The organism is Ulvibacter sp. MAR_2010_11 (assembly GCF_002813135.1).
GTDB lineage: Bacteria > Bacteroidota > Bacteroidia > Flavobacteriales > Flavobacteriaceae > Altibacter.
This window is the reverse complement of sequence record NZ_PHTY01000001.1, coordinates 2,430,976-2,451,610: the sequence shown is the minus strand read 5'-3', so window position 1 is coordinate 2,451,610 and position 20,635 is coordinate 2,430,976. Positions and strand designations below refer to the sequence as shown.

Here is a 20,635-nt window from a genome sequence, read left to right as displayed (position 1 = left end):
TATGAAATTAGCCACGCTCGACTGGGTTTTAATCCTTGCCTTTTTTGCCGTTTTTCTCATTATAGGAATTATTGTCGCCAAGCGCTCCGGTAAGGACACACAAGAATTTTTCCTTTCCGGTAGAAATATGCCCTGGTGGTTATTGGGAATTTCGATGGTTGCTACCACTTTTTCAGCAGACACTCCTAATCTTGTGACCGATATTGTGCGTCAGCATGGGGTTTCCGGGAACTGGGTTTGGTGGACTTTCTTGATTACAGGCATGCTCACTGTTTTTGTGTATGCTAAATTATGGCGACGTTCAAAGGTGCTAACCGACCTACAATTTTATGAACTGAGATATAGTGGTAAAGAGGCTGCCTTTCTTAGAGGTTTTAGAGCCATTTACCTGGGCGTTTTTTTCAACGTAATGATTATGGCCTCGGTCTGTTTGGCCGCTATTAAAATAGGAGGAATCATGTTTGGGCTCGCTCCGTGGGAATGTGTATTGTATGCTTCTATTGTTACGGTTATTTATAGCTCAATTGGAGGATTACGAGGTGTAATTTTTACCGACTTCCTACAATTTATAGTAGCAATGGTAGGATCGGTTTGGGCCGCATATTACATTGTGAACATGCCCGAAATTGGGGGATTACAAAATTTACTGGCACATGAAAATGTTTCAGACAAGCTCAATTTTCTACCGGATTTTAACGATTCGAAATCGTTGTTGGTATTATTAATTATACCTATTGCCGTTCAATGGTGGAGTGTTTGGTATCCGGGAGCCGAACCCGGTGGCGGCGGCTATATCGCACAACGAATGCTTTCAGCCAAAGATGAAAAAAATGCGATAGGTGCTACACTGCTTTTTAACGTTGCACATTATGCATTACGTCCCTGGCCTTGGATTATTATCGCTTTGGCTTCGCTGGTTTTGTATCCCCAGCTTGCCGATATTGGGAATGAGTTCCCAAATGCCGTTTTAGGGCACGATTTAGGGTATTCTGCCATGCTAACCAATCTTCCGGCGGGATTATTAGGTTTGGTCGTAGCCTCGCTTATAGCTGCCTTTATGAGTACCATTTCTACACATCTTAACTGGGGATCGTCGTATATCTCCCTCGACTTCTACAAACGCTTTGTAAAACCGGAAGCTTCCGAAAAAGAATTGGTCGCGGTTGGTAGATTTTCTACCGTTATACTAATGGTTTTTGCGGCCTTACTAGCTCTGGCACTTAGCAGTGCTTTAAGTACATTTGCGATTCTGCTACAGATTGGCGCGGGAACGGGACTCATTTTTATACTGCGCTGGTTTTGGTGGCGTGTGAATGCGTATAGTGAAATTACAGGAATGATTGTGTCTTTTGTAATGGCGTTGTTTTTTGAATTTACAGATTTTGGACTGGAAGATTATGAAAAATTAATCTATGGAGTTGCTATCACCACAATTTGCTGGATTGGTGTGACCTTACTAACTCGTCCAACCGATACCTCTACCCTCTCAAGCTTTTATAACGCTGTGACGCCCTATGGAAATGGCTGGAAACCTTTTAAGAAAATCGCTTCAGAAAACAATATTGAACTCAAAAAAACACACGATGTCTTTACCATCGATTTGGCATCCATGCTTTTAGGAATTGTATTCGTATATTCATCGTTGTTTGCAACCGGCTATATTATTTACGGAAATACTCTTGGCGCAGTCGTATTGATTGGAATTGCAGTAATTTCTGCATTTTTTATATTCAAATTCTGGAAAAGAAAATAAAAAAACCGCTTCATTTCTGAAGCGGTTCTAAATTATCTGAATCTTTTAATTAATTATTCCCTAATATCAAGGGTAAACCGTCTTTGCTCGATCCTACAACCACCACTTTAGTATTGGGGGATTTTGCCAATTCCAGTGTTGCTTCAATTCCTTTGTCCTGAAGTATCTTATCGGTTAATGAAGCACTCAAAATTCGATTAGCGTCTGCTTTTCCCTGAGCTTCAATGATTACTTTTTCGGCTTCCTTTGCGGCTGTTACCAGTCTGAATTCATATTCCAAAGATTCCTGTTCTTGCTTTAACTTACGCTCAATTGCATCCTTTATCGTAGTTGGTAATGTAACGTCGCGTACAAGGATTTCCTTGAGTAATACATGCTGATTATCAAGAATTTTTTTGGTTTCTTCAAAAATTTCTTCCTGAATCACATCTCGCTTACTGCTGTACAGCTGTTCCGGAGTATAACGTCCTACTACACTTCTCGCCGCACTGCGAATAGCCGGTTGAATTACCCGTTGTAAGTAACCTTCTCCCAAATTTTGGTGCAACTTTCCTAGTTCGTTATAAATTGGCAAAAACCATGCAGAAGCATCAATCTGTATTTCCAAACCATTGGATGAAAGCACTTTCAATTTTTCAAATAATTCCTGCTGTCTCACTTCATAGACAATCACCTTGTTCCAGGGCGCTACAATATGAAATCCTTCACCTAATGGCGGTTCATCGATCACAACACCATCATCGAATGTTCTATAGAGCACGCCGGCTTCACCGGAGCCAATGGTGACAGCCGATTTGGCTATCAAAATGATGAGGATAATAAGTATAATAATTACGGGTATCCCGATTTTAGGTAATTTTTCCATGAGATTATATGTATTTGAAGTTAAATGAGTCCGTTGTATTTTCTAATAAACCACTCGGCAGTCAAGACAAGTACGATTAGTGCCAGTAGGTATTTCCAATCGATCAAAGGTACTACTTTTTGTTCGCTTTTCTGAATTTGCTGAAATCTGTCGTCTTCCAACAGCTGCGTAATTAAATTCGAGGTTTCAGTGGTAAAGAATGCCTTTCCGTTAGTATTAGTCGCCACTCTCCGTAGCTTCGTTACATCGGCATTCAGGAATTGTTGTTCTACGTTAAAATCGAGAATAGAAAAGCTTCCGCTTCGCGCCACAGCTTCGTCCTGCACCGAAACCGTATAATTGTATTCCCCTGCCGGTAAACTGTTTAAGTCCACCTCATAAAAGTTATTCTTTAATAACATAGGAAACACAGTTTGGGCATCAGTTTCAGTATTCACAATGGCAATAGTGAGGGAAGCTCTGGAGTCGAACACAAAATTCTGATCGAAATACTGCGCCGAAATTTTAATAGCATTGTTGTTGTAATAAAATGTTTCACTCGCAACTTCCAGTCTGCTTCTTCTCGTATTAGAAGCTACATACTGTATCAGCTTCCCAACAAAGTCGTCGAACTCCTGAAAGTTATTTTGTTCCAAATACGATTCGGCTCTCCATTTCCACAAACCTTCAGCATCCCAGATGGCATCGCGTTTTCCATTCACCTCCATGGTCGCCAACATGGCACTTTCACTTGAAATACCGTTTATATTTTGTTCTAAAATAGTCTCGTGAGGCACTGTAATTTCCAAAGCTCCAAAGAGTGTTTTCAAAGGTCTGAACGAATTAAAACCAATGTCTTCAATGGCAAAGGTGCCGTAATTCGGATTTAGATTTCCGGAAACGTCTTCAGATTGATTGATTACGTCTTTGTTGTAATTTGTTTGAACTGAATTCAGAAAATTCCAATCGGTTTGCAGCCCGGTTATTACAAACGTATTCTTCTTTAATTTCTCTAACTCTTGAAACACCGAAGCAAAGCTACGGTCGGGCTGGTACAACAATATTAACTGAAAGTCATTCAGTTTTGAAGTCGCCTCGTTTGGCTTGCTAAACGTAACAGTGCGCTGTTCATTCGTGGTGATAGCTTTGCGCAAGGCACCAAGGTCCGGATGGGCAATCCTGCTTACAATTAAAACATTGGTGGCCTGATCGATAACCTCAACCGCAAACTGTTTAAGATTATTTACCTTGTTTTTTTCATCCTGAAGCGGAATCAATTGTGCAGTGTATTTTTGAAGCCCCACACTGGATGCCGGAAGCGAAAAAGAAAGTGTTTTTGTGTTATCGGTATCCGAAAAGGTAACATCCCGGCTATACACATTGGCGTTTCCCTTTGAAACCACAAATTGCGAAGTAACCGAACCGGTACCGTTGTACACTAAGATCACTTCCACCGGAAACTGATTCTTTAAAAAAGCATAGCGATTCGTATTCAGCTGTTCTATTTTTAGATCGGTGTGCCTGGTTGAATCACCTAAAATGACCGGATAAACAGCATTTTTATAAGTAGCAGTGGTAAACTCATAGTCATTTCCAAGGGTCTGATTCCCATCGGTTATTAGGATAGTGGGAGCAATTTCGTTTTTAAACAACTGATTTGTTGCTGAAAGTGCTCTCGAAATATTTGTATTCCTTTCTGAAAAAGACAGCGAATCGGTTTCATTAAAATCATTTCCGAAGCTAAAAAAGGACAATTCAAATTTATCGTTTAATGCTTCATTATCCTTGAGTTGCTGAAGGAATTCTGAAACATTGCCATCCTGTTGCAATTCATTGATAGATGCTGAATTATCCAACAATACCGGTAGTTTCGGTTTATCGATGGTATAGGTTTCGCTTTTAAACTTCGGATTAATTAGCAACAATAAAATTGAAAACAAAGTAATAAACCGAAGCGCACCAAAAAGCCAGCGAAGGGATGTACTGTATTTGGTTTTGTAACCATACATAAACAACGCCAAAGCGAGTGAAATCACAGCAGCAATAACTATGTAAAGAATGGTTTCTGCAGTCATAAGGGAATTGACGAAAGGTTTGATGTGATAAACGGAAAAAATTGTAAGAACCGTATATCAAAAATCCGTAGTCGCAAATTAAGTTAGCATACCTCCGTCTACGTTTAAGGTTTGACCTGTGATATAAGCAGAAAGGTCACTTGCCAAAAAGACGCATGCGTTAGCAATATCTTCGGGAGATCCTCCTCGTTTCAACGGAATGGCATCTCTCCATGATTGTACCGTGGCAGCATCGAGTTTGCCGGTCATTTCAGTTTCTATAAATCCGGGCGCTATAGCATTACAACGAATATCGCGGGAACCCAGCTCTAAAGCAACCGACTTTGTAAAACCGAGAATTCCTGCCTTTGAAGCAGCATAGTTGGTTTGTCCGGCATTTCCTTTTACACCCACTACCGAACTCATATTGATGATAGATCCTTTGCGTTGCTTTAACATGGCACGTTGCACTGCCTTGGTCATGTTAAACACCGATTTAAGATTGACTTCAATTACTTTGTCGAAATCCTCTTCCGAAATACGCATTAAAAGGTTATCCTTTGTAATTCCGGCATTATTTACCAAAATGTCGATACTCCCAAAGTCTTCCAGCACTTTGGCAGCCAGATCTTGTGATTGTTCATAGTTGGCAGCGTCACTTTGATAGGCTTTTGCCTTCACTCCTTCTTTTGAAACATCTTCCGCCAAAGCATTGGCGGCTTCAGATGAAGAACTATAGGTAAATGCGACGTTGGCACCATGCTTTGCAAAAACCTCTACAATTCCTTTTCCAATACCACGACTACCACCGGTAATAATTGCTGTTTTTCCTTCTAATAATTTCATGCTTACAGTTCAATTTTTGAATACGTTCAAATATAGGAAATCACTTCGGCTTTGCCATAAAAAAAGCCTCCCAACTTCGCCGGGAGGCTTCTTGTATTTCCTTTATTTTTAGTTAGCCCAAAACCTCGGCTACTTTTTTTCCTATTTCAGCAGGAGATTCCACCACGTGAATTCCGCATTCTCTCATAATTTTCTTCTTGGCTTGCGCCGTATCGTCACTTCCACCAACAATAGCACCTGCGTGGCCCATAGTACGACCGGCCGGAGCAGTTTCACCTGCAATAAAACCAACAATTGGCTTCTTGCTTCCGCTGTTCTTGTACCAGTAAGCGGCATCGGCTTCCAGTTGGCCGCCAATTTCACCAATCATCACTACTGCCTCAGTTTCTTCGTCGTTTATCAACAATTCTACGGCCTCTTTGGTGGTAGTTCCAATAATAGGATCACCCCCAATACCAATAGCTGTTGTAATTCCCAATCCTTGTTTTACTACCTGATCTGCAGCCTCATAGGTAAGCGTCCCCGATTTGGAAACAATCCCAATACGTCCTTTTTTAAACACAAATCCGGGCATAATACCCACCTTAGCTTCTCCGGGAGTAATCACACCCGGGCAGTTAGGACCAATTAATCTGCAATCTTTATCTTTTAGATAATCTGATGCTTTAATCATATCGGCAACAGGGATTCCTTCTGTAATGGTTATAATTACTTTAATTCCGGCATTGGCAGCTTCCATAATGGCATCGGCAGCAAATGCAGGCGGGACAAAGATTATTGATGTATTGGCACCTGTTTTAGCAACCGCCTCTTCTACTGTATTAAAAACAGGCCTGTCCAGGTGGGTTTGTCCGCCTTTACCCGGAGTAACTCCACCAACCACATTAGTCCCGTACTCAATCATTTGTTCGGCGTGAAAAGTTCCTTCACTACCTGTAAATCCTTGTACAATTATTTTTGAATCCTTATTAACTAAAACACTCATGTTTTCTTATTGAATTTGTATTTAAATAATATGATTTTCCTGAAATCGATTAGTTTTCAGGAACGGTGGCAAATATACCTCTTTTGAAGAAGTTTCTAAAGGAATTTATACTTTAACCCTGTGATACGATTCGGCGGTGTCGTCTTTGTCGGTAACCGGCTGACTTACCTGATATCCTCGGTACATTTTATCATCTTTTACCTCCCAAATAGCAATAAAATGGGCAATTCCCATTTCTTCATCGGGATTTTCGATGGTACGAACATAATATTTATAGCGAATGGTAACGTGGTTATCGTCTGCGAGCAAGTGACTCACTTCAATTCGAAGATCGTGGTAAGTGCGTCTTATTTCAGCAAAAAAACTAACTATATCATCGAAATTCATGATGGTAAGGCCGTCCTTACTGTTCCAAATTAACACCAATTCGGGGTGTATGTATTGTTGAAGAACAGAAGCATCTTTCAATATATCGGAACGGTAGAAATTGCGTACCGTCTCCTTTGCGTTTTTGCTCATTGTATTTTATCCAATTTATCTATTATATCGGGAATCAGGCGTATGGAAGCCAGTTCTTTGTATTTCTTTCTGAATTCATCTGCGGGTGTGCCAAAATACGATTTATGCCCCGGTAACGATTTACTCACGCCGCTTTGTGCCGAAATGATGGCCTTTTCACCAATGGTAATTCCGCTGGTAATTCCAACTTGCCCCCAAATAGTGACAAAGTCTTCAATTAGCACACATCCGGCAATCCCTACCTGAGAGGCAATTAAACAGCGACTACCAATCACGGTATCATGGCCTACATGTACTTGATTGTCTAATTTAGTGCCCTCACCAATAATGGTAGAAGCCGTAACGCCTTTGTCGATAGTGCAAAGCGCGCCAATATCTACGTTGTCGAAAATAACAACATTTCCGGCACTCAATAACTTATCGAATTTGTCGGGGCGGTTTTTATAATAAAAGGCATCGGCCCCTAAAACGGTTCCGGCGTGTATTGTTACATTGTTTCCAATAATAGTATTATCGTACACACAAACATTGGAATGAATCACACAATTAGATCCTATTCTCACATTATTGCCAATAAAAGCATTGGGTTGGATAATGGTATTTTCTCCTATAACTGCAGATTCTGAAATAATAGCAAAGGCAGGTTGAAAAGGTCTAAAATGACGTGTTAACTTATTAAAGTCTCTAAATGGGTCGTCGGAAACTAAAAGTGCTTTTCCCCGAGGGCAATCTACTTTCTTGTCGATTAAAACAACCGTCGCCATAGATTGCAAGGCTTTATCATAGTACTTGGGGTGATCTACAAAAACGATATCTCCCGGTTGCACAACATGTATTTCGTTCATGCCTAAAACAGGAAAATCGGCAGCTCCTACATAGTCACTATGTATGATAGATGCAATACCCTCCAGTGTTTGTGGTTTCGGAAATTTCATGTTATAAAGCTACTTTTTTTTTCCATATATAATCACTCTGGCAAACAAAAAATGCAAGAATGGTATCTTGGAAAAAAACACATCCAAATTATAACCAAATTTATTAATCCAGTTATTATAGTTTTTATCTCCGTAAATTTTTAAGGCGATAAAGCCAAAGATAACACTAAAAAAATCGAAGAAATAGTGGTCGAATGTAAATTTATCCCTGATGAGCTTAAAATCTTTTGAAACCAATGCATGTTCATCCGGGGTGCGCTCCTTCGGATTAAATTTTCGGTAGATTTTGTAGAGAGGGTTGATATTTAAAGGCTCCGTAAATAGAATATATCCATCAGGTTTTAACACCCTATGAATATGATTAACAGACTTTTCAATATCCAAATGGTGCAATATAGCACCGCCGTACACTATGTCGAATGAAGCGTCGGGAAACGTAAGATTGTTCGCATCCATCAAGTGGAAATCGATTTCGAAGGGGACCGATTTTGAGTTTATAGCCCCTTTTTGCAATTCCACCTCCGAAATATTAATACAGGTAATCTTCTTGGGAGTAGTTTTGTTTTTAATCCAACTCATCCATGAGTGTGAACCAATTTCCAACAATTCTTTTCCCTCAAAGGTTGCAACAATGTTGTTAATAATTTTCGCTTCCCGTTTGTAGGAATAATAGAAAGCATGCCTTCTTAATTTTTTAATCTTCCGTCGGTCCAGCTTGTTTTCGTTCCAGTACTCGGCTTCGGTTTTAACAATTTCTTCAATGCTTTTTTTCATCGAATAAACCTTAATCTTTTATTCGCTCCTGATACTGTCCTTTTTCGGTATCGATTCTAATTTTATCCCCTTCGTTGATAAAAAGCGGAACATTCACCTCCGCGCCTGTTTCTACTTTTGCAGGTTTGGTGGCATTGGTAGCCGTATTTCCCTTTACACCGGGTTCGGTTGAAACCACTTCCAGAATTACATGAGCCGGCATTTCGACCGAAAGCGGAGCGTTGTCTTCGGTATTAATAATTACGGTTACAATTTCACCTTCCTTCATCAATTCGGGGACATCCAGCGCCTCTTTGAGCAACCGAATCTGAGAATAGTCTTCGGTGTTCATAAAATGGTACATTTCTCCTTCATTGTACAAATACTGAAACTTGTGTGTTTCCACGCGAACATCGTCAATTTTATGTCCGGCCGAAAAGGTATTGTCTATCACCTTCCCGTTTGTCACACTTTTCAATTTTGTTCTTACAAAGGCCGGTCCTTTTCCTGGTTTTACATGTAGAAATTCAATTATTTTATAAATATCATTATTGTATTTAATGCACAATCCTTTTCTAATATCTGAGCTTGTTGCCATAATTTTTTATGCTGAATTTGTTTTAGTTTGAACTGAAATAACCTTTCATTATACCTCGCTTCGAATTTTTTATAAACTGAAGAATCTCATCGCGTTCGGGAGTTGCCTCCATTTCGGCTTCAATGATTTCGGCCGCTTGGGTATTGTTGTAATTTTTCTGATAGAGTATTCTGAAAATATTCTGAATCTCTCTAATTTTTTCGGGACTGAAACCTCTTCGGCGTAAGCCAATAGAATTAATTCCCACATACGATAAAGGCTCTCTCGCCGCTTTTACATAAGGTGGAACATCTTTCCGCACCAAAGAACCTCCGGTTACAAAGGCGTGGTTTCCTATCATACAAAATTGATGAACTGCTGTCATCCCGGCCAGAATAACATAATCACCAACCGTAATGTGTCCTGCCAAGGTGCTATTGTTAGAAAAAATACAATTATCACCTACAAAACAATCGTGTGCAATATGACAGTAGGCCATTATAAGGCAATTTTTCCCAATTACGGTTTTTCCGCGATCTACTGTACCCCTATTTACGGTAACATACTCACGGATGGTTGTATTATCGCCAATTTCGGCAGTGGTTTCTTCATCCTGAAATTTTAAATCCTGTGGAATTGCCGATATAACAGCTCCAGGAAATATATTACAGTTTTTCCCAATACGGGCACCTTCCATAATGGTCACGTTGGAGCCGATCCAGGTACCTTCTCCAATAATAACATTATTGTGAATGGTTGTGAATGGCTCTATCACTACATTTTTTGCAATTTTCGCGCCCGGGTGGACGTATGCTAAGGGTTGATTCATTTGCTTGAGATCTTATTATACTTTCAAAGTGAGTTCACTCTTTTTTAAGCAACTCAATTATACGTTTTTGGTTTTTACAATTTGCGCCATCAATTCGGCCTCTGTTACAAGTTTATTGTTTGCATAAGCGTTTCCTTGCATATGCACAATTCCACGGCGTATTGGAGTGATTAATTCTAATACAAATACCAGAGTATCTCCCGGATTTACTTGTTGTTTAAACTTCACATTATTAATCTTCATAAAGAAGGTGAGGTAATTCTCGGGATCGGGAACGGTACTTAGCGCCAATATTCCACCTGTTTGTGCCATTGCTTCCACGATAAGTACTCCCGGCATTACCGGTGCCCCCGGAAAATGTCCAACAAAAAAAGGCTCGTTCATGGTGACATTTTTCAGTCCCACAACGTGAGAATCGGACAATTCCAATATTTTATCTACCAGTAAAAATGGAGGTCTGTGTGGCAGCATCTCCATAATTTGAATGACATCTTTTACGGGTGGTAAGGAGACATCGTAATGAGGAATTTTGTTCCGACTTTCAATTTTTATTAATTTCGAAAGTTTCTTAGCAAATTGTGTGTTCACATAATGCCCGGGTTTGTTGGCGATAACTTTTCCGCGGATTCGGGTTCCAATTAGAGCCAAGTCCCCTACTACATCCAGCAGTTTGTGTCTTGCGGCTTCGTTGGGGTAATGCAGTGTAAGGTTGTCGAGGATTCCGTTTGGTTTCACTGATATCTTATCCTTTCCGAAGGCCTCCCGAAGCTTTTCCATTGTTTTTGGAGACAATTCTTTGTCGACATACACAATTGCATTGTTAAGATCGCCACCTTTTATAAGTCCGTGTTCCAGCAACATTTCAATTTCATGCAAAAAACTAAAGGTCCGCGCATCGGCAATTTCGTCTTTAAATTCGGAAAGATGCTTTAACGACGCATTTTGGGTTCCCAGAACTTTGGTTCCAAAATCGACCATGGTAGTAATTTGATATTCATCTGAAGGGATGACAGTAATCTCACTCCCCGATTCTTCATCGAGATATGAAATAACTTCCTTTACAATATATTCTTCACGAGCTGCATCTTGCTCCACAATGCCGGCTTTTTGTATGGCTTTCACAAAAAACTTGGAAGAACCATCCATTATAGGTGGCTCTGAAGCATTTAGTTCCATCATGCAATTATCCACTTCCATGCCTACCAAAGCGGCCAGAACATGTTCTGAAGTTTGAATTTTAACTCCCAGCTTCTCTAGATTGGTCCCGCGTTGGGTGTTTACCACATAATTGGCGTCGGCTTCAATCACCGGATTGCCTTCTAGATCAATACGTACAAAGGCATAGCCGTAATTTACGGGAGCGGGTTTAAACGTAATGGTCACCTCTTTTCCCGTATGCAATCCAACACCGGTAAGAGACACTTCTTTTTCAATGGTGCGTTGTTTTACCATACAATTAGTCATTGTTTTTATTTTTTTCAAAAGAATTAATCCGCTCTATTATTTTGGGAAGATTTTTAAAGTGAACGTAGCTTTTGTTGTAATCACCGTAATTTAGGGCAGGCGAACCCTGTAATGTTTCGTTATCTTTTACATTCCTTCCAATTCCGCTTTGCGCTTGAATTCGAACATTGTCACCAATCGTAATGTGACCAACTATTCCAACCTGACCGCCTATCATGCAGTTTTTACCAATTTTTGTAGAACCGGCAATTCCTGTCTGGGCTGCAATTACAGTGTTTTCGCCAATTTCTACATTATGTGCAATCTGAATTTGATTATCCAGCTTTACGCCTTTTCGAATAATTGTAGAACCTAATGTAGCGCGGTCTATAGTTGTTCCTGCACCAATATCTACATTATCTTCTAAGATAACGTTGCCGGTCTGTGGTACTTTTGTGTATTCCCCTTTTTCATTGGGTGTAAAACCAAAACCGTCTGCGCCTAGAATTACTCCGCTGTGGATAACACAATTGTTCCCTATACTGCTTTCAGAATAAATTTTTGCGCCGGCAAAAACAACAACATTATCACCTAAAACTACATTATCACCTATATAGGAATTGGGATAAATTTTCACATTATTGCCAATTTTCACATTCTCACCTATATAGGCAAAAGCACCTATATAAATTCCTTCACCATACGAAGCAGTTTCTGAAACAAATACCGGCTGTTCGATACCTGTTTTGTTCATTTTCACCTGATTGTAGTATTCAAGGAGTTGAGAAAATGCTTTGTAGGCATTCTCTACGCGAATTAATGTAGTAGCAATAGCACTTTCAACAACAAAATCCTTATCGACTATAGTAATTGACGCTTGAGTAGAATAGATATAGTGTGTGTATTTAGGGTTGGCTAAAAAAGTAAGACTACCTTCTATACCTTCTTCAATTTTTGCAAGTTTCGATACTTCAACATCTCCATTTCCTTCAACTTCACCTTGTAAGATTCCTGCTATCTGGGTCGCTGTAAACTTCATTCAAAAAGAGTTATTACTTTTACAAAATGCAATCGAGTTCAGTTTGTGCATCTAAAATTACAAAGGCGTAATGCGTTTCGTGTTTCGTTTACATTCATGCAAAAATAGAAAAAAAAGGCTTAGTAATTTGGCTTGGGGTAACACAGATAATATTTCACCACAGTTTTGGAGAGAGCTTTTAAGTTTAATTGGTCACTGGCCGAGGCTACATCAACTAATTTTCCATTTTTCTTAAGTAGGTAAATTGCGTCTTTATCCATCCGGTACGCTAAATTTTCAATTTTACCATCAAAAACAAAGTAGTTAGCCTCCTCTACAGTAAGTTGATATTTTTCGCGAAACGATTCGCGTCTTTCCGCAATCTGATCTTTAGAAAATGGTTCCTCCTTCATTTTAATTTTCAGTAAATTTCTGTTTAACAACATTTCTGAGAGATTGCTAAGCACAAAATCATCCAATTCGGACCAGGACTTCATAGCCGAAACAATATCGTAGTCGTCTAATTGTGAAAAGACCATCAAAGTTTCCTTTTCAAAATTTCCTTTGTCTATAGAGTTATTTAAAAAAAAAGAAAGCGCTTTACTTGCCGGTAAAGTTTGGCCACTTTGAGTGAGTTCCTTTGCTCTTTTTAAAAGGTTCATTAAAAGTTGCTCGGCAACGATTCCTGTTTTATGTAAATAGACCTGCCAGTACATAAATCGGCGGGCAATTATAAACTTTTCGACCGAGTATATGCCTTTTTCCTCAACAACCAATGTATCGTTATGCACATTGAGCATCGTGATGAGACGTTGTGAATTTACGGTCCCTTCTTGTACTCCGGTGTAGAAACTATCTCTACGCAAATAATCCAATCTATCCATATCTAATTGACCTGAAATAAGTTGGTGAAAGAATTTTCTGGGGTATTCATCTTTAAAAAGGGTGATGGCCAACGTTAATCTGTTGTTAAATTCACGATTTAATTCTTCCATAAAAAGGAGGGAAATATGCTCATGACTTACCTTTTCAACTATGCTGTGCTCCATGGCATGAGAGAAAGGACCATGACCAATATCATGCAATAGAATAGCAATGCACAAGGCTTCCTCCTCTGCATCAGAAATCACAACCCCCTTTAAACGAAGTACTTGAACCGCTCTTTGCATTAGGAACATAGCGCCTAAGGCATGATGAAATCGAGTATGATGAGCGCCGGGATAGACCAAATAAGACATTCCCATTTGTGAAATTCTGCGTAATCGTTGAAAATACGGATGTTCAATCAGGCGAAATAACAACGGATTGGGTATGGTAATAAAACCATAGATGGGGTCGTTTATAATCTTGAGTTTGTTTTTGGAATTCAAACTTTAACTTTTAATTAATAGTGTTACAGATTTTTAAGAGGCACTTCGGAATTAATTTTGAGGTTATATCGAAAAATAAACACTTTTCGTATAAACAACAATAAACAAATATACATATATGAGCGATATTAAAGTACTATGGGTAGATGATGAAATTGATTTGTTGAAACCCCACATTATGTTTCTTGAGAATAAGAATTATAAGGTAACGACTGCCCAAAGTGGTACCGAGGCGTTGGTTGAAATAAAAAATCAGAATTTTGATATTGTTTTTTTAGATGAAAATATGCCCGGACTCACAGGTTTGGAAACTTTGGCTGAAATAAAAGAACAGCAAGCGGCCTTACCGGTGGTGATGATCACGAAAAGTGAAGAGGAATATATAATGGAGGAAGCAATTGGTTCTAAAATAGCCGATTACCTTATAAAGCCCGTAAATCCTCATCAAATTTTATTGAGTTTGAAAAAGAACTTGGATCACTCCAGGCTAATTTCAGAAAAGACTACCTCCAATTATCAGCAGGAATTTCGAAAAATTGCCATGGACATGTCCATGATAAATACCTTTGAAGGCTGGGCCGAGTTATATCAAAAATTAATTTATTGGGAATTGGAACTAGAAGGCATTGAAGACAGTGGAATGTTTGAAATCCTGGAATCTCAGAAAACCGAAGCCAATAACCAGTTTTGTAAATTTATAGATAAAAATTATGCGAGTTGGTTTGAAAATGAAAATGAAGCCCCTACAATGTCGCATACCTTGTTTAGAGACAAGGTAATTCCCCAGTTAAAAGATAAAAAGCGAACATTACTTATTGTAATTGATAATTTACGGTACGATCAATGGAAGGCCTTTGAGCCTTTTTTGACTAATTCTTACAAAAAAACAAGTGAAGAATTATTCTACAGCATCCTTCCCACTGCGACCCAATATGCACGAAATGCGATTTTTTCGGGTTTAATGCCTAGTGAGATGGAAAAATTACACCCCGACTATTGGCTAAATGATACTGAAGATGGTGGTAAAAATTTATATGAAGACAAATTTTTGGAAGCACAATTAAAGCGCTTAGGTCTTAATTTAAATTGGAGTTATCACAAAATTTCGAGCATAAAGCAAGGGAAACGTCTGGTGGAGAACTTTAAAAGTCATAAGGACGAAGATTTGATAGCCGTGGTTTATAATTTCGTGGACATGCTCTCTCATTCTAAAACTGAGATGGAAGTAATAAAAGAGCTTGCGTCTAATGATAAGTCGTATAGATCCTTAACCCAAAGTTGGTTTAAGAACTCTCCGCTGATGGAGATTATACAGCAAGCATCTCAATTAGGCTTCCGATTAATAATTACGACAGACCACGGAACTATAAATGTTAAAAACCCTTCAAAGGTAATAGGCGATAAAAACACAAGTCTTAATCTCCGGTATAAAACAGGCAAAAGCCTGACCTATGAAGACAAGGATGTTCTTGCAGCGAAATCACCTAAAACCATACATCTCCCTACAATTAATATGAGTAGCTCATTTATTTTTGCAAAGGGTGATTTATTCTTTGCGTATCCGAACAATTACAACCATTATGTAAGTTATTACCGAAATACATATCAGCATGGTGGGGTGTCGTTGGAAGAAATGGTTATCCCGTTCGCAGTTTTGGAACCCAAATAATATTTGTAGGAATATACGTATAGTACAACAGATAGTCGATATTTTTTGCAAATAATCGGGAATTTATTATATATTTGTTCGCAATCAAGTAGTATGCAATTAACCTATACACTTCAAGATTTACCGGAAGTAGCCGGCAAAGTGCTTTCGGATACTCCGAATAAGACCTTGCTGTTCTATGGTGAAATGGGTGTTGGTAAGACAACATTAATTAAAGAATTAGCAAAAAAACTTGGTGTAAAAGAAACATTACAGAGTCCAACATTTTCGATTGTGAATGAACACTTACTTGAAGATGACGTTTTGTATCATTTCGATTTTTATCGATTACAAAATGAAACTGAGGCTTTGGATATTGGAATCGAGGATTATTTTTCCTCGGGGCATTGGAATTTTATAGAGTGGCCGCAAATTGTGGAAACCCTTTTGCCACGGGAAAAGACAACAATAAAACTAACAAAAAACCAAAACGGAACCAGAACTTTAAATATGATGCCAATGAAATAAATTGCAACGTAATTTCATAAAAAACTAAGTCAACTTTTAATTGCTCGGCCCCAAATCGCAGTACTTTTAAGTGTCATTTTATTGTCCAAAAGATAACTAATAAAGATACGGAGAACTTAGTTGAAATACTTGTTTTTTTTCGTGCTAGGTTTGTATGATAAACCTCACAAAACAAATATTATGAAATTAACAAAGTACTTTTTAATCGTTGCAATTTTCGGGGCTGGATTATTTATCTCATGTACTCCGGAAAGCGTAGAAGATGGACAAACACCACAACAAGTCGACACAAAAGGACTACAAGCGCCACAAAACGGATAGTAAAAACCTTTTTGTAGGTGGTCTAATAGTTCTTTTAATTGCTGTTGCACCATTTGTGTTTTATTCTTATAAAGGTCTCCCAAACGATTCTCAAGTTTGGGAGACTCCTCTATTTACAATAACAACTTCCTATTATTCTATCAATGCATATGCTTGGTTTATAGTGGGCAAGGTTGTACCCTTATACCTTTTGCTTTTGTGGTTTTTCACATGTAAACACTGGTGGCACTGGATTATATTGGTGCCGATTGCCATGTACAGTTTTCAATTATGGGGTATTTTCAATCAAAATAGAAATTTAGACGAATTGGAATTATACTACATTTTACCTTTAATGATGTTTTTAGTTCCAGCTGTCTATTTAGTAAGAGCGAAATTATTCTCTAATCTAAGAAAAGATGATTTAAAATCATTTGAAGAAGAACTAATGTTAAAGAAAACTGCCTGGCAGCAAATCAAAGATTTGTTTCGCTAAATCCTGTTGCTTAACATTTAGAATAAATACGTAACTTGGCACAACTAACCTAATCTTCGCATGGCCAAGTCTCCCTTTACAAAAGCACAATTGCTTCCTCAGGAAGAAACCTTAGAAATTGCCAGACAAAAAGGTGAATTATTTATAGGGATTCCCAAAGAAACTTATTTTCAGGAAAAGAGAATCTGCCTTACGCCTGATGCCGTGGGAGCTATTGTCTCCAACGGCCATAGAGTGCTAGTTGAGAGTGGTGCGGGAGATGAAGCCGGTTTTACCGATAATGAATACAGCGAAGCCGGAGCGCAAATATCAAAAGACACCAAAAAAGTATTTGGATGCCCTATTATTCTAAAAGTAGAGCCCCCTACTCCTACCGAGATAGAGCTTATAAAACCCAAAACAGTTTTAATTTCGGCTTTGCAATTAAAAACCCAACAGAAAAATTATTTTGAAGCTCTCGGGAAAAAGAAAATTACAGCATTGGCGTTCGAATTCATCAAAGATGAAGATCACAGCTACCCCGCAGTAAAAGCGTTGAGTGAAATAGCAGGAACAGCATCGGTACTAATTGCTGCAGAACTGATGGTCAATGCCGAGAAAGGCAACGGTTTATTGTTTGGCAATATTAGTGGTGTTCCCCCTGTGGAAGTCGTGGTAATTGGAGCCGGAACCGTAGGACAATTTGCAGTTAGGTCGGCTTTGGGTTTAGGAGCAAATGTAAAAGTATTCGATAGTTCTATTACAAAACTTCGAAATCTTCAAAGTAATGTAGGACGACCGCTTTATACTTCAACAATACAACCGAAAAACTTAATAAAAGCCTTGCGACGTTGTGATGTTGCTATTGGTGCGGTAAGAGGCAACAATCGCTCTCCAATTATTGTTACCAAAACAATGGTAGAGAATATGAAAAAGGGTGCTGTTATCATCGACGTAAGTGTGGATATGGGAGGATGTTTTGAAACGACAGAAATGACTTCCCATGATAAACCTACTTTTACAAAATATAATGTAATTCATTATGGGGTTCCCAATATACCTGCGCGCTATCCCAAAACCGCCTCAATTTCATTGAGTAATATATTTACCCCCTATTTATTGGAAATTGCCGAATGTGGCGGACTGGAAAATGCAATCCGATTTGACAATGGTTTGAGAAATGGATTGTATTTTTACCGCGGCATTTTAACCAACAAGGCTGTAGCAGATTGGTTCGATATGTCGTATAGTGATGTCAACCTGCTAATTTTTTAAAATCGGAATGAAACTTAAACAACGTATTGCCTATTACTTAGGCGGATTTACTATTGGACTTATCTTATTATTTTTCTTTCTAGGTGGAAAAAAAACCTCCTGTGACTATGGTATGGACGCAAGAACCTTAAAAGATATTAGAATCAAGAAGCGGTTTTTTTCTGAAAACACCCTGCAAACCCTAGCTACTCATAATCTAGACACCTCTGCAATCTCTCTACTACTTAAAAAGGGAGATGTGGTTTTTGGAGAAAGCAATACAAAATTGGATTCCTGTAAGCTGTATGTTATAGTTGGAACTGTATCTGATAAAAAGCTTAAGATAACGGCAGAAAACTGCAGTAAGAAAGCAACCATTCTAAAAACTGAGATTTTTTCCCGCTAGTTCATTTTGCCTTCTTCTTTTTCCAGTGTTTTTAGATAAAATGAAGGATAAATTTTAAATTTTTTATAAAATGCTTTTGAAAAGGATTCGGCCCTGTTAAAGCCGCATTCATTAGCCACAGCTTTAATGGTGTATTTCCTGAATAATCGATTTTCTTCTAATTTATGAAATGCATATTCTACACGTAAATCATTTATATACTGTGAGAAATTTTTTTCCTTTTCCAAATTAATAATCTTTGAAAGATATCTGGCGTTGGTGCCAAAAGATTTTGATAATTCATTTAATGAAATCTCCGTGGATAAAAAACCGGCACTGTCTTCGAATTGATCCAACTGATTTAAAATGTTTTTTATCAATTCAGAAGAAAGTTCATTTTTCCTGCTTTGTTCAAGCGCATCTTTCTTTACCACAAAGTCCCTTTTAGAGGCCATAATTTGTTCGAAACGCCTTTTAAATATGAGTTGACGCTTAAAATAATAAAACAGCCCCCCCAAACTTATTCCCGATAAAAGAAGGAAAACCCAGGTAAGTTTTTTCGACTTTTTATTCTGTAACTCAAGACTGGAAATCAATTCTTCTTTTTCTCCTAACAGCTTTGGAGTTTCAAAATTTCTAATAAAATTCGGTTCAAAAAATATATAATTCTCTTTAAAAATACTATCAACTTGGCGTAATTTATCTTGATAATGCTTTATTAGCTTTGAATCTTTTTGATTTCTTGAGTATTCTAATAATTTTTCAAATAAAATTCTATTGAATGGATTCAAAGCTATTCTTGAGTTTTCATAAATTGAATCTGCTTTTTTTAAAGATGTGATTCCCTCCAAATATTTGTTTAACTCCAATAACGAAAGGCCTTTTAGTAAATATAAATTCATTCTCGAATTATTTCCAAACACCATGTTATCATCCAATAATTTATTTGCCTGATCATATGACAACTCATACTCCCCTTTCTGGAAATTTAATTCTGAAGATGCCTGTGCTAGCCAACTCTTATGCACATCCTTTCCAATCCAATCATATTTATTCACCTCAATAATTGCACTATCCAAGTAAATAAATGCTGAGTCTGCTTTTTTTAAATTTAAGTAACAAAAAACAAAATTTTCATAAGATGATATTTTATCGTTAATTAACAACTGTTTAATGTCTATTTTGGCCCCAGTTCTAGTTGCTTTCTCTATTTCTTTTATATAATCTAAATCATTAATCATTGAATGCCGTTTTTTTTGTAAAACCAATGCATCCTTTTTACTGCCCCAATTTCCTTTCCCAAAAATTAGAATATCAAGAATTATAACTTGTTGTTGAATATTTTCTCTTCTTAGTGCAAAATCATATGCAATAAAATATTCTTCTGTAGATTTTACAACATTTCCATTTATATAGTATTGATTAGCTTTTAGCATATACCCCAAAGCAGGATAGGTAATATTATCTATATCCTTTGTTAATGCTATTACACTATCTGCAAATTGAATATTTTTTTCAGGGTGAAAAATTCTTGCCAGACGGTCATAGCCCCTGGCCATTTTAATGGTGTCATTTTCTTTTTGCGCTCTCTTCAAATAAACTCGAGCGATTTTTTCCTGCTTTATGGAATCCTGCCCAACTTCATTAAACAAACTCAATAATTCCTCATCTTCCATTAATTGTAAATGATCAGTACTAAATTCCTGCGCATTGGCTGTTGAAAAGAAGACTAGTAAAGTCACTAATATGGTCCGTCGAAGAGATTTCATACTAAGCAGAATGCTTTTTCTTAAAGTTATTAAAAAATACAGTTTGATTCCGGATTTTACATTTCATTCTATAAACTTCAAGAAAAAAAAGCATAATGTATTGATCATCAGTGCAATAAATCGTGATGCTATCATCGTAATTCAAGAATGACGACTGCATATTCAAGAATCACAAGAGAGATGATTTGCTAATCTGTTAAAAATGGCGAAAATTTGAATGCAGAAATAATTTTCAAAGCAGCTAAGGGCTTTTGTAAATATAAACTGGGGAGTTCATTAAGCAAAAGCCTCTTAGTTGATTTTTATTATCTGTCCATATATGGTACTTCAAAAATTGGTGTTCTCTTTTC

The 20,635-nt window shown here is 37.8% G+C and carries 19 protein-coding genes; 6 read left to right on the top strand and 13 right to left on the bottom strand.

Annotated features, from left to right (window positions below):
- The first annotated feature begins 1 nt into the window (after position 1).
- Positions 2 to 1,753, top strand: a complete 1,752-nt coding sequence (locus ATE92_RS11250; protein WP_100803810.1) for a sodium:solute symporter family protein — start codon at positions 2 to 4, stop codon at positions 1,751 to 1,753.
- A 49-nt stretch (positions 1,754 to 1,802) separates the two neighbouring features.
- Here the strand turns inward: ATE92_RS11250 and ATE92_RS11245 are convergent, their stop codons facing one another.
- The 12 genes from ATE92_RS11245 to ATE92_RS11190 all read right to left on the bottom strand — a co-directional run bounded on the left by ATE92_RS11245 (position 1,803) and on the right by ATE92_RS11190 (position 13,926).
- Positions 1,803 to 2,618: a prohibitin family protein gene (locus ATE92_RS11245; RefSeq protein ID WP_100803809.1), complete on the bottom strand. Its 816-nt coding sequence runs from the start codon at positions 2,616 to 2,618 to the stop codon at positions 1,803 to 1,805.
- A gap of 20 nt (positions 2,619 to 2,638) precedes the next feature.
- Entirely contained in the window at positions 2,639 to 4,672 is a 2,034-nt protein-coding gene (locus tag ATE92_RS11240) for a hypothetical protein (protein WP_100803808.1), read from the bottom strand.
- A gap of 78 nt (positions 4,673 to 4,750) precedes the next feature.
- Positions 4,751 to 5,497: a 3-oxoacyl-[acyl-carrier-protein] reductase gene (fabG, locus tag ATE92_RS11235; protein WP_100803807.1), complete on the bottom strand. Its 747-nt coding sequence runs from the start codon at positions 5,495 to 5,497 to the stop codon at positions 4,751 to 4,753.
- A gap of 112 nt (positions 5,498 to 5,609) precedes the next feature.
- Positions 5,610 to 6,482 carry a succinate--CoA ligase subunit alpha gene (gene sucD / locus ATE92_RS11230; RefSeq protein WP_100803806.1) on the bottom strand — a complete coding sequence of 291 codons (873 nt, stop codon included), beginning with the start codon at positions 6,480 to 6,482 and terminating at the stop codon, positions 5,610 to 5,612.
- A gap of 105 nt (positions 6,483 to 6,587) precedes the next feature.
- Positions 6,588 to 7,001 carry a nuclear transport factor 2 family protein gene (locus ATE92_RS11225; protein WP_100803805.1) on the bottom strand — a complete coding sequence of 138 codons (414 nt, stop codon included), beginning with the start codon at positions 6,999 to 7,001 and terminating at the stop codon, positions 6,588 to 6,590.
- Positions 6,998 to 7,936, bottom strand: coding sequence for a UDP-3-O-(3-hydroxymyristoyl)glucosamine N-acyltransferase (locus ATE92_RS11220; protein ID WP_100803804.1), 939 nt, complete (start codon positions 7,934 to 7,936; stop codon positions 6,998 to 7,000). The genes ATE92_RS11225 and ATE92_RS11220 overlap by 4 nt, the downstream gene beginning before the upstream one ends.
- 9 nt (positions 7,937 to 7,945) lie before the next feature.
- Positions 7,946 to 8,710: a class I SAM-dependent methyltransferase gene (locus tag ATE92_RS11215; RefSeq protein WP_100803803.1), complete on the bottom strand. Its 765-nt coding sequence runs from the start codon at positions 8,708 to 8,710 to the stop codon at positions 7,946 to 7,948.
- Between the two features lie 10 nt (positions 8,711 to 8,720).
- Positions 8,721 to 9,287, bottom strand: coding sequence for an elongation factor P (gene efp / locus ATE92_RS11210; RefSeq protein ID WP_100803802.1), 567 nt, complete (start codon positions 9,285 to 9,287; stop codon positions 8,721 to 8,723).
- A gap of 22 nt (positions 9,288 to 9,309) precedes the next feature.
- Positions 9,310 to 10,095, bottom strand: a complete 786-nt coding sequence (lpxA, locus tag ATE92_RS11205) for an acyl-ACP--UDP-N-acetylglucosamine O-acyltransferase (protein ID WP_100803801.1) — start codon at positions 10,093 to 10,095, stop codon at positions 9,310 to 9,312.
- Positions 10,096 to 10,152: 57 nt separating this feature from the next.
- Positions 10,153 to 11,559, bottom strand: coding sequence for a bifunctional UDP-3-O-[3-hydroxymyristoyl] N-acetylglucosamine deacetylase/3-hydroxyacyl-ACP dehydratase (locus tag ATE92_RS11200; RefSeq protein ID WP_100803800.1), 1,407 nt, complete (start codon positions 11,557 to 11,559; stop codon positions 10,153 to 10,155).
- Positions 11,552 to 12,577, bottom strand: a complete 1,026-nt coding sequence (gene lpxD / locus ATE92_RS11195; protein ID WP_100803799.1) for a UDP-3-O-(3-hydroxymyristoyl)glucosamine N-acyltransferase — start codon at positions 12,575 to 12,577, stop codon at positions 11,552 to 11,554. Before lpxD ends, ATE92_RS11200 begins: the two co-directional genes overlap by 8 nt.
- 119 nt (positions 12,578 to 12,696) lie before the next feature.
- The gene (locus ATE92_RS11190) at positions 12,697 to 13,926 is read right to left on the bottom strand and encodes an HD domain-containing protein (RefSeq protein WP_100803798.1); all 1,230 of its coding nucleotides are present in this window, start codon (positions 13,924 to 13,926) and stop codon (positions 12,697 to 12,699) included.
- 118 nt (positions 13,927 to 14,044) lie between these two features.
- Between ATE92_RS11190 and ATE92_RS11185 the strand changes: the two genes are divergently transcribed.
- The 5 genes from ATE92_RS11185 (at position 14,045) to ATE92_RS11165 (ending at position 18,537) form a co-directional block, all read left to right on the top strand.
- Positions 14,045 to 15,595 (top strand): bifunctional response regulator/alkaline phosphatase family protein, encoded by a 1,551-nt coding sequence (locus ATE92_RS11185; protein WP_100803797.1) that lies wholly within the window; start codon positions 14,045 to 14,047, stop codon positions 15,593 to 15,595.
- A gap of 93 nt (positions 15,596 to 15,688) precedes the next feature.
- Positions 15,689 to 16,102, top strand: a complete 414-nt coding sequence (gene tsaE / locus ATE92_RS11180; RefSeq protein WP_100803796.1) for a tRNA (adenosine(37)-N6)-threonylcarbamoyltransferase complex ATPase subunit type 1 TsaE — start codon at positions 15,689 to 15,691, stop codon at positions 16,100 to 16,102.
- 262 nt (positions 16,103 to 16,364) lie between these two features.
- Positions 16,365 to 16,898, top strand: coding sequence for a hypothetical protein (locus ATE92_RS11175; RefSeq protein WP_100803795.1), 534 nt, complete (start codon positions 16,365 to 16,367; stop codon positions 16,896 to 16,898).
- Positions 16,899 to 16,958: 60 nt separating this feature from the next.
- On the top strand, positions 16,959 to 18,152 hold the full coding sequence (locus ATE92_RS11170; protein WP_100803794.1) for an alanine dehydrogenase: 1,194 nt from the start codon (positions 16,959 to 16,961) through the stop codon (positions 18,150 to 18,152).
- Positions 18,153 to 18,159: 7 nt separating this feature from the next.
- A complete protein-coding gene (locus ATE92_RS11165) occupies positions 18,160 to 18,537 on the top strand; it encodes a DUF4258 domain-containing protein (RefSeq protein WP_100803793.1) in 378 nt (125 codons plus the stop codon).
- Here ATE92_RS11165 and ATE92_RS11160 read toward each other — a convergent pair.
- On the bottom strand, positions 18,534 to 20,285 hold the full coding sequence (locus ATE92_RS11160; protein WP_100803792.1) for an AraC family transcriptional regulator: 1,752 nt from the start codon (positions 20,283 to 20,285) through the stop codon (positions 18,534 to 18,536). The two genes, ATE92_RS11165 and ATE92_RS11160, sit on opposite strands and share 4 nt — an antisense overlap.
- Between the last annotated feature and the right edge of the window lie 350 nt (positions 20,286 to 20,635).

Excerpts from the sequence above, each read along its gene's own strand:
- ATE92_RS11250 (WP_100803810.1), top strand. The coding sequence starts at position 2 with ATGAAATTAGCCACGCTCGACTGGGTTTTAATCCTTGCCTTTTTTGCC.
- ATE92_RS11245 (WP_100803809.1), bottom strand. The coding sequence starts at position 2,618 with ATGGAAAAATTACCTAAAATCGGGATACCCGTAATTATTATACTTATT.
- ATE92_RS11240 (WP_100803808.1), bottom strand. The coding sequence starts at position 4,672 with ATGACTGCAGAAACCATTCTTTACATAGTTATTGCTGCTGTGATTTCA.
- fabG (WP_100803807.1), bottom strand. The coding sequence starts at position 5,497 with ATGAAATTATTAGAAGGAAAAACAGCAATTATTACCGGTGGTAGTCGT.
- sucD (WP_100803806.1), bottom strand. The coding sequence starts at position 6,482 with ATGAGTGTTTTAGTTAATAAGGATTCAAAAATAATTGTACAAGGATTT.
- ATE92_RS11225 (WP_100803805.1), bottom strand. The coding sequence starts at position 7,001 with ATGAGCAAAAACGCAAAGGAGACGGTACGCAATTTCTACCGTTCCGAT.
- ATE92_RS11220 (WP_100803804.1), bottom strand. The coding sequence starts at position 7,936 with ATGAAATTTCCGAAACCACAAACACTGGAGGGTATTGCATCTATCATA.
- ATE92_RS11215 (WP_100803803.1), bottom strand. The coding sequence starts at position 8,710 with ATGAAAAAAAGCATTGAAGAAATTGTTAAAACCGAAGCCGAGTACTGG.
- efp (WP_100803802.1), bottom strand. The coding sequence starts at position 9,287 with ATGGCAACAAGCTCAGATATTAGAAAAGGATTGTGCATTAAATACAAT.
- lpxA (WP_100803801.1), bottom strand. The coding sequence starts at position 10,095 with ATGAATCAACCCTTAGCATACGTCCACCCGGGCGCGAAAATTGCAAAA.
- ATE92_RS11200 (WP_100803800.1), bottom strand. The coding sequence starts at position 11,559 with ATGACTAATTGTATGGTAAAACAACGCACCATTGAAAAAGAAGTGTCT.
- lpxD (WP_100803799.1), bottom strand. The coding sequence starts at position 12,577 with ATGAAGTTTACAGCGACCCAGATAGCAGGAATCTTACAAGGTGAAGTT.
- ATE92_RS11185 (WP_100803797.1), top strand. The coding sequence starts at position 14,045 with ATGAGCGATATTAAAGTACTATGGGTAGATGATGAAATTGATTTGTTG.
- tsaE (WP_100803796.1), top strand. The coding sequence starts at position 15,689 with ATGCAATTAACCTATACACTTCAAGATTTACCGGAAGTAGCCGGCAAA.
- ATE92_RS11175 (WP_100803795.1), top strand. The coding sequence starts at position 16,365 with ATGGACAAACACCACAACAAGTCGACACAAAAGGACTACAAGCGCCAC.
- ATE92_RS11170 (WP_100803794.1), top strand. The coding sequence starts at position 16,959 with ATGGCCAAGTCTCCCTTTACAAAAGCACAATTGCTTCCTCAGGAAGAA.
- ATE92_RS11165 (WP_100803793.1), top strand. The coding sequence starts at position 18,160 with ATGAAACTTAAACAACGTATTGCCTATTACTTAGGCGGATTTACTATT.
- ATE92_RS11160 (WP_100803792.1), bottom strand. The coding sequence starts at position 20,285 with ATGAAATCTCTTCGACGGACCATATTAGTGACTTTACTAGTCTTCTTT.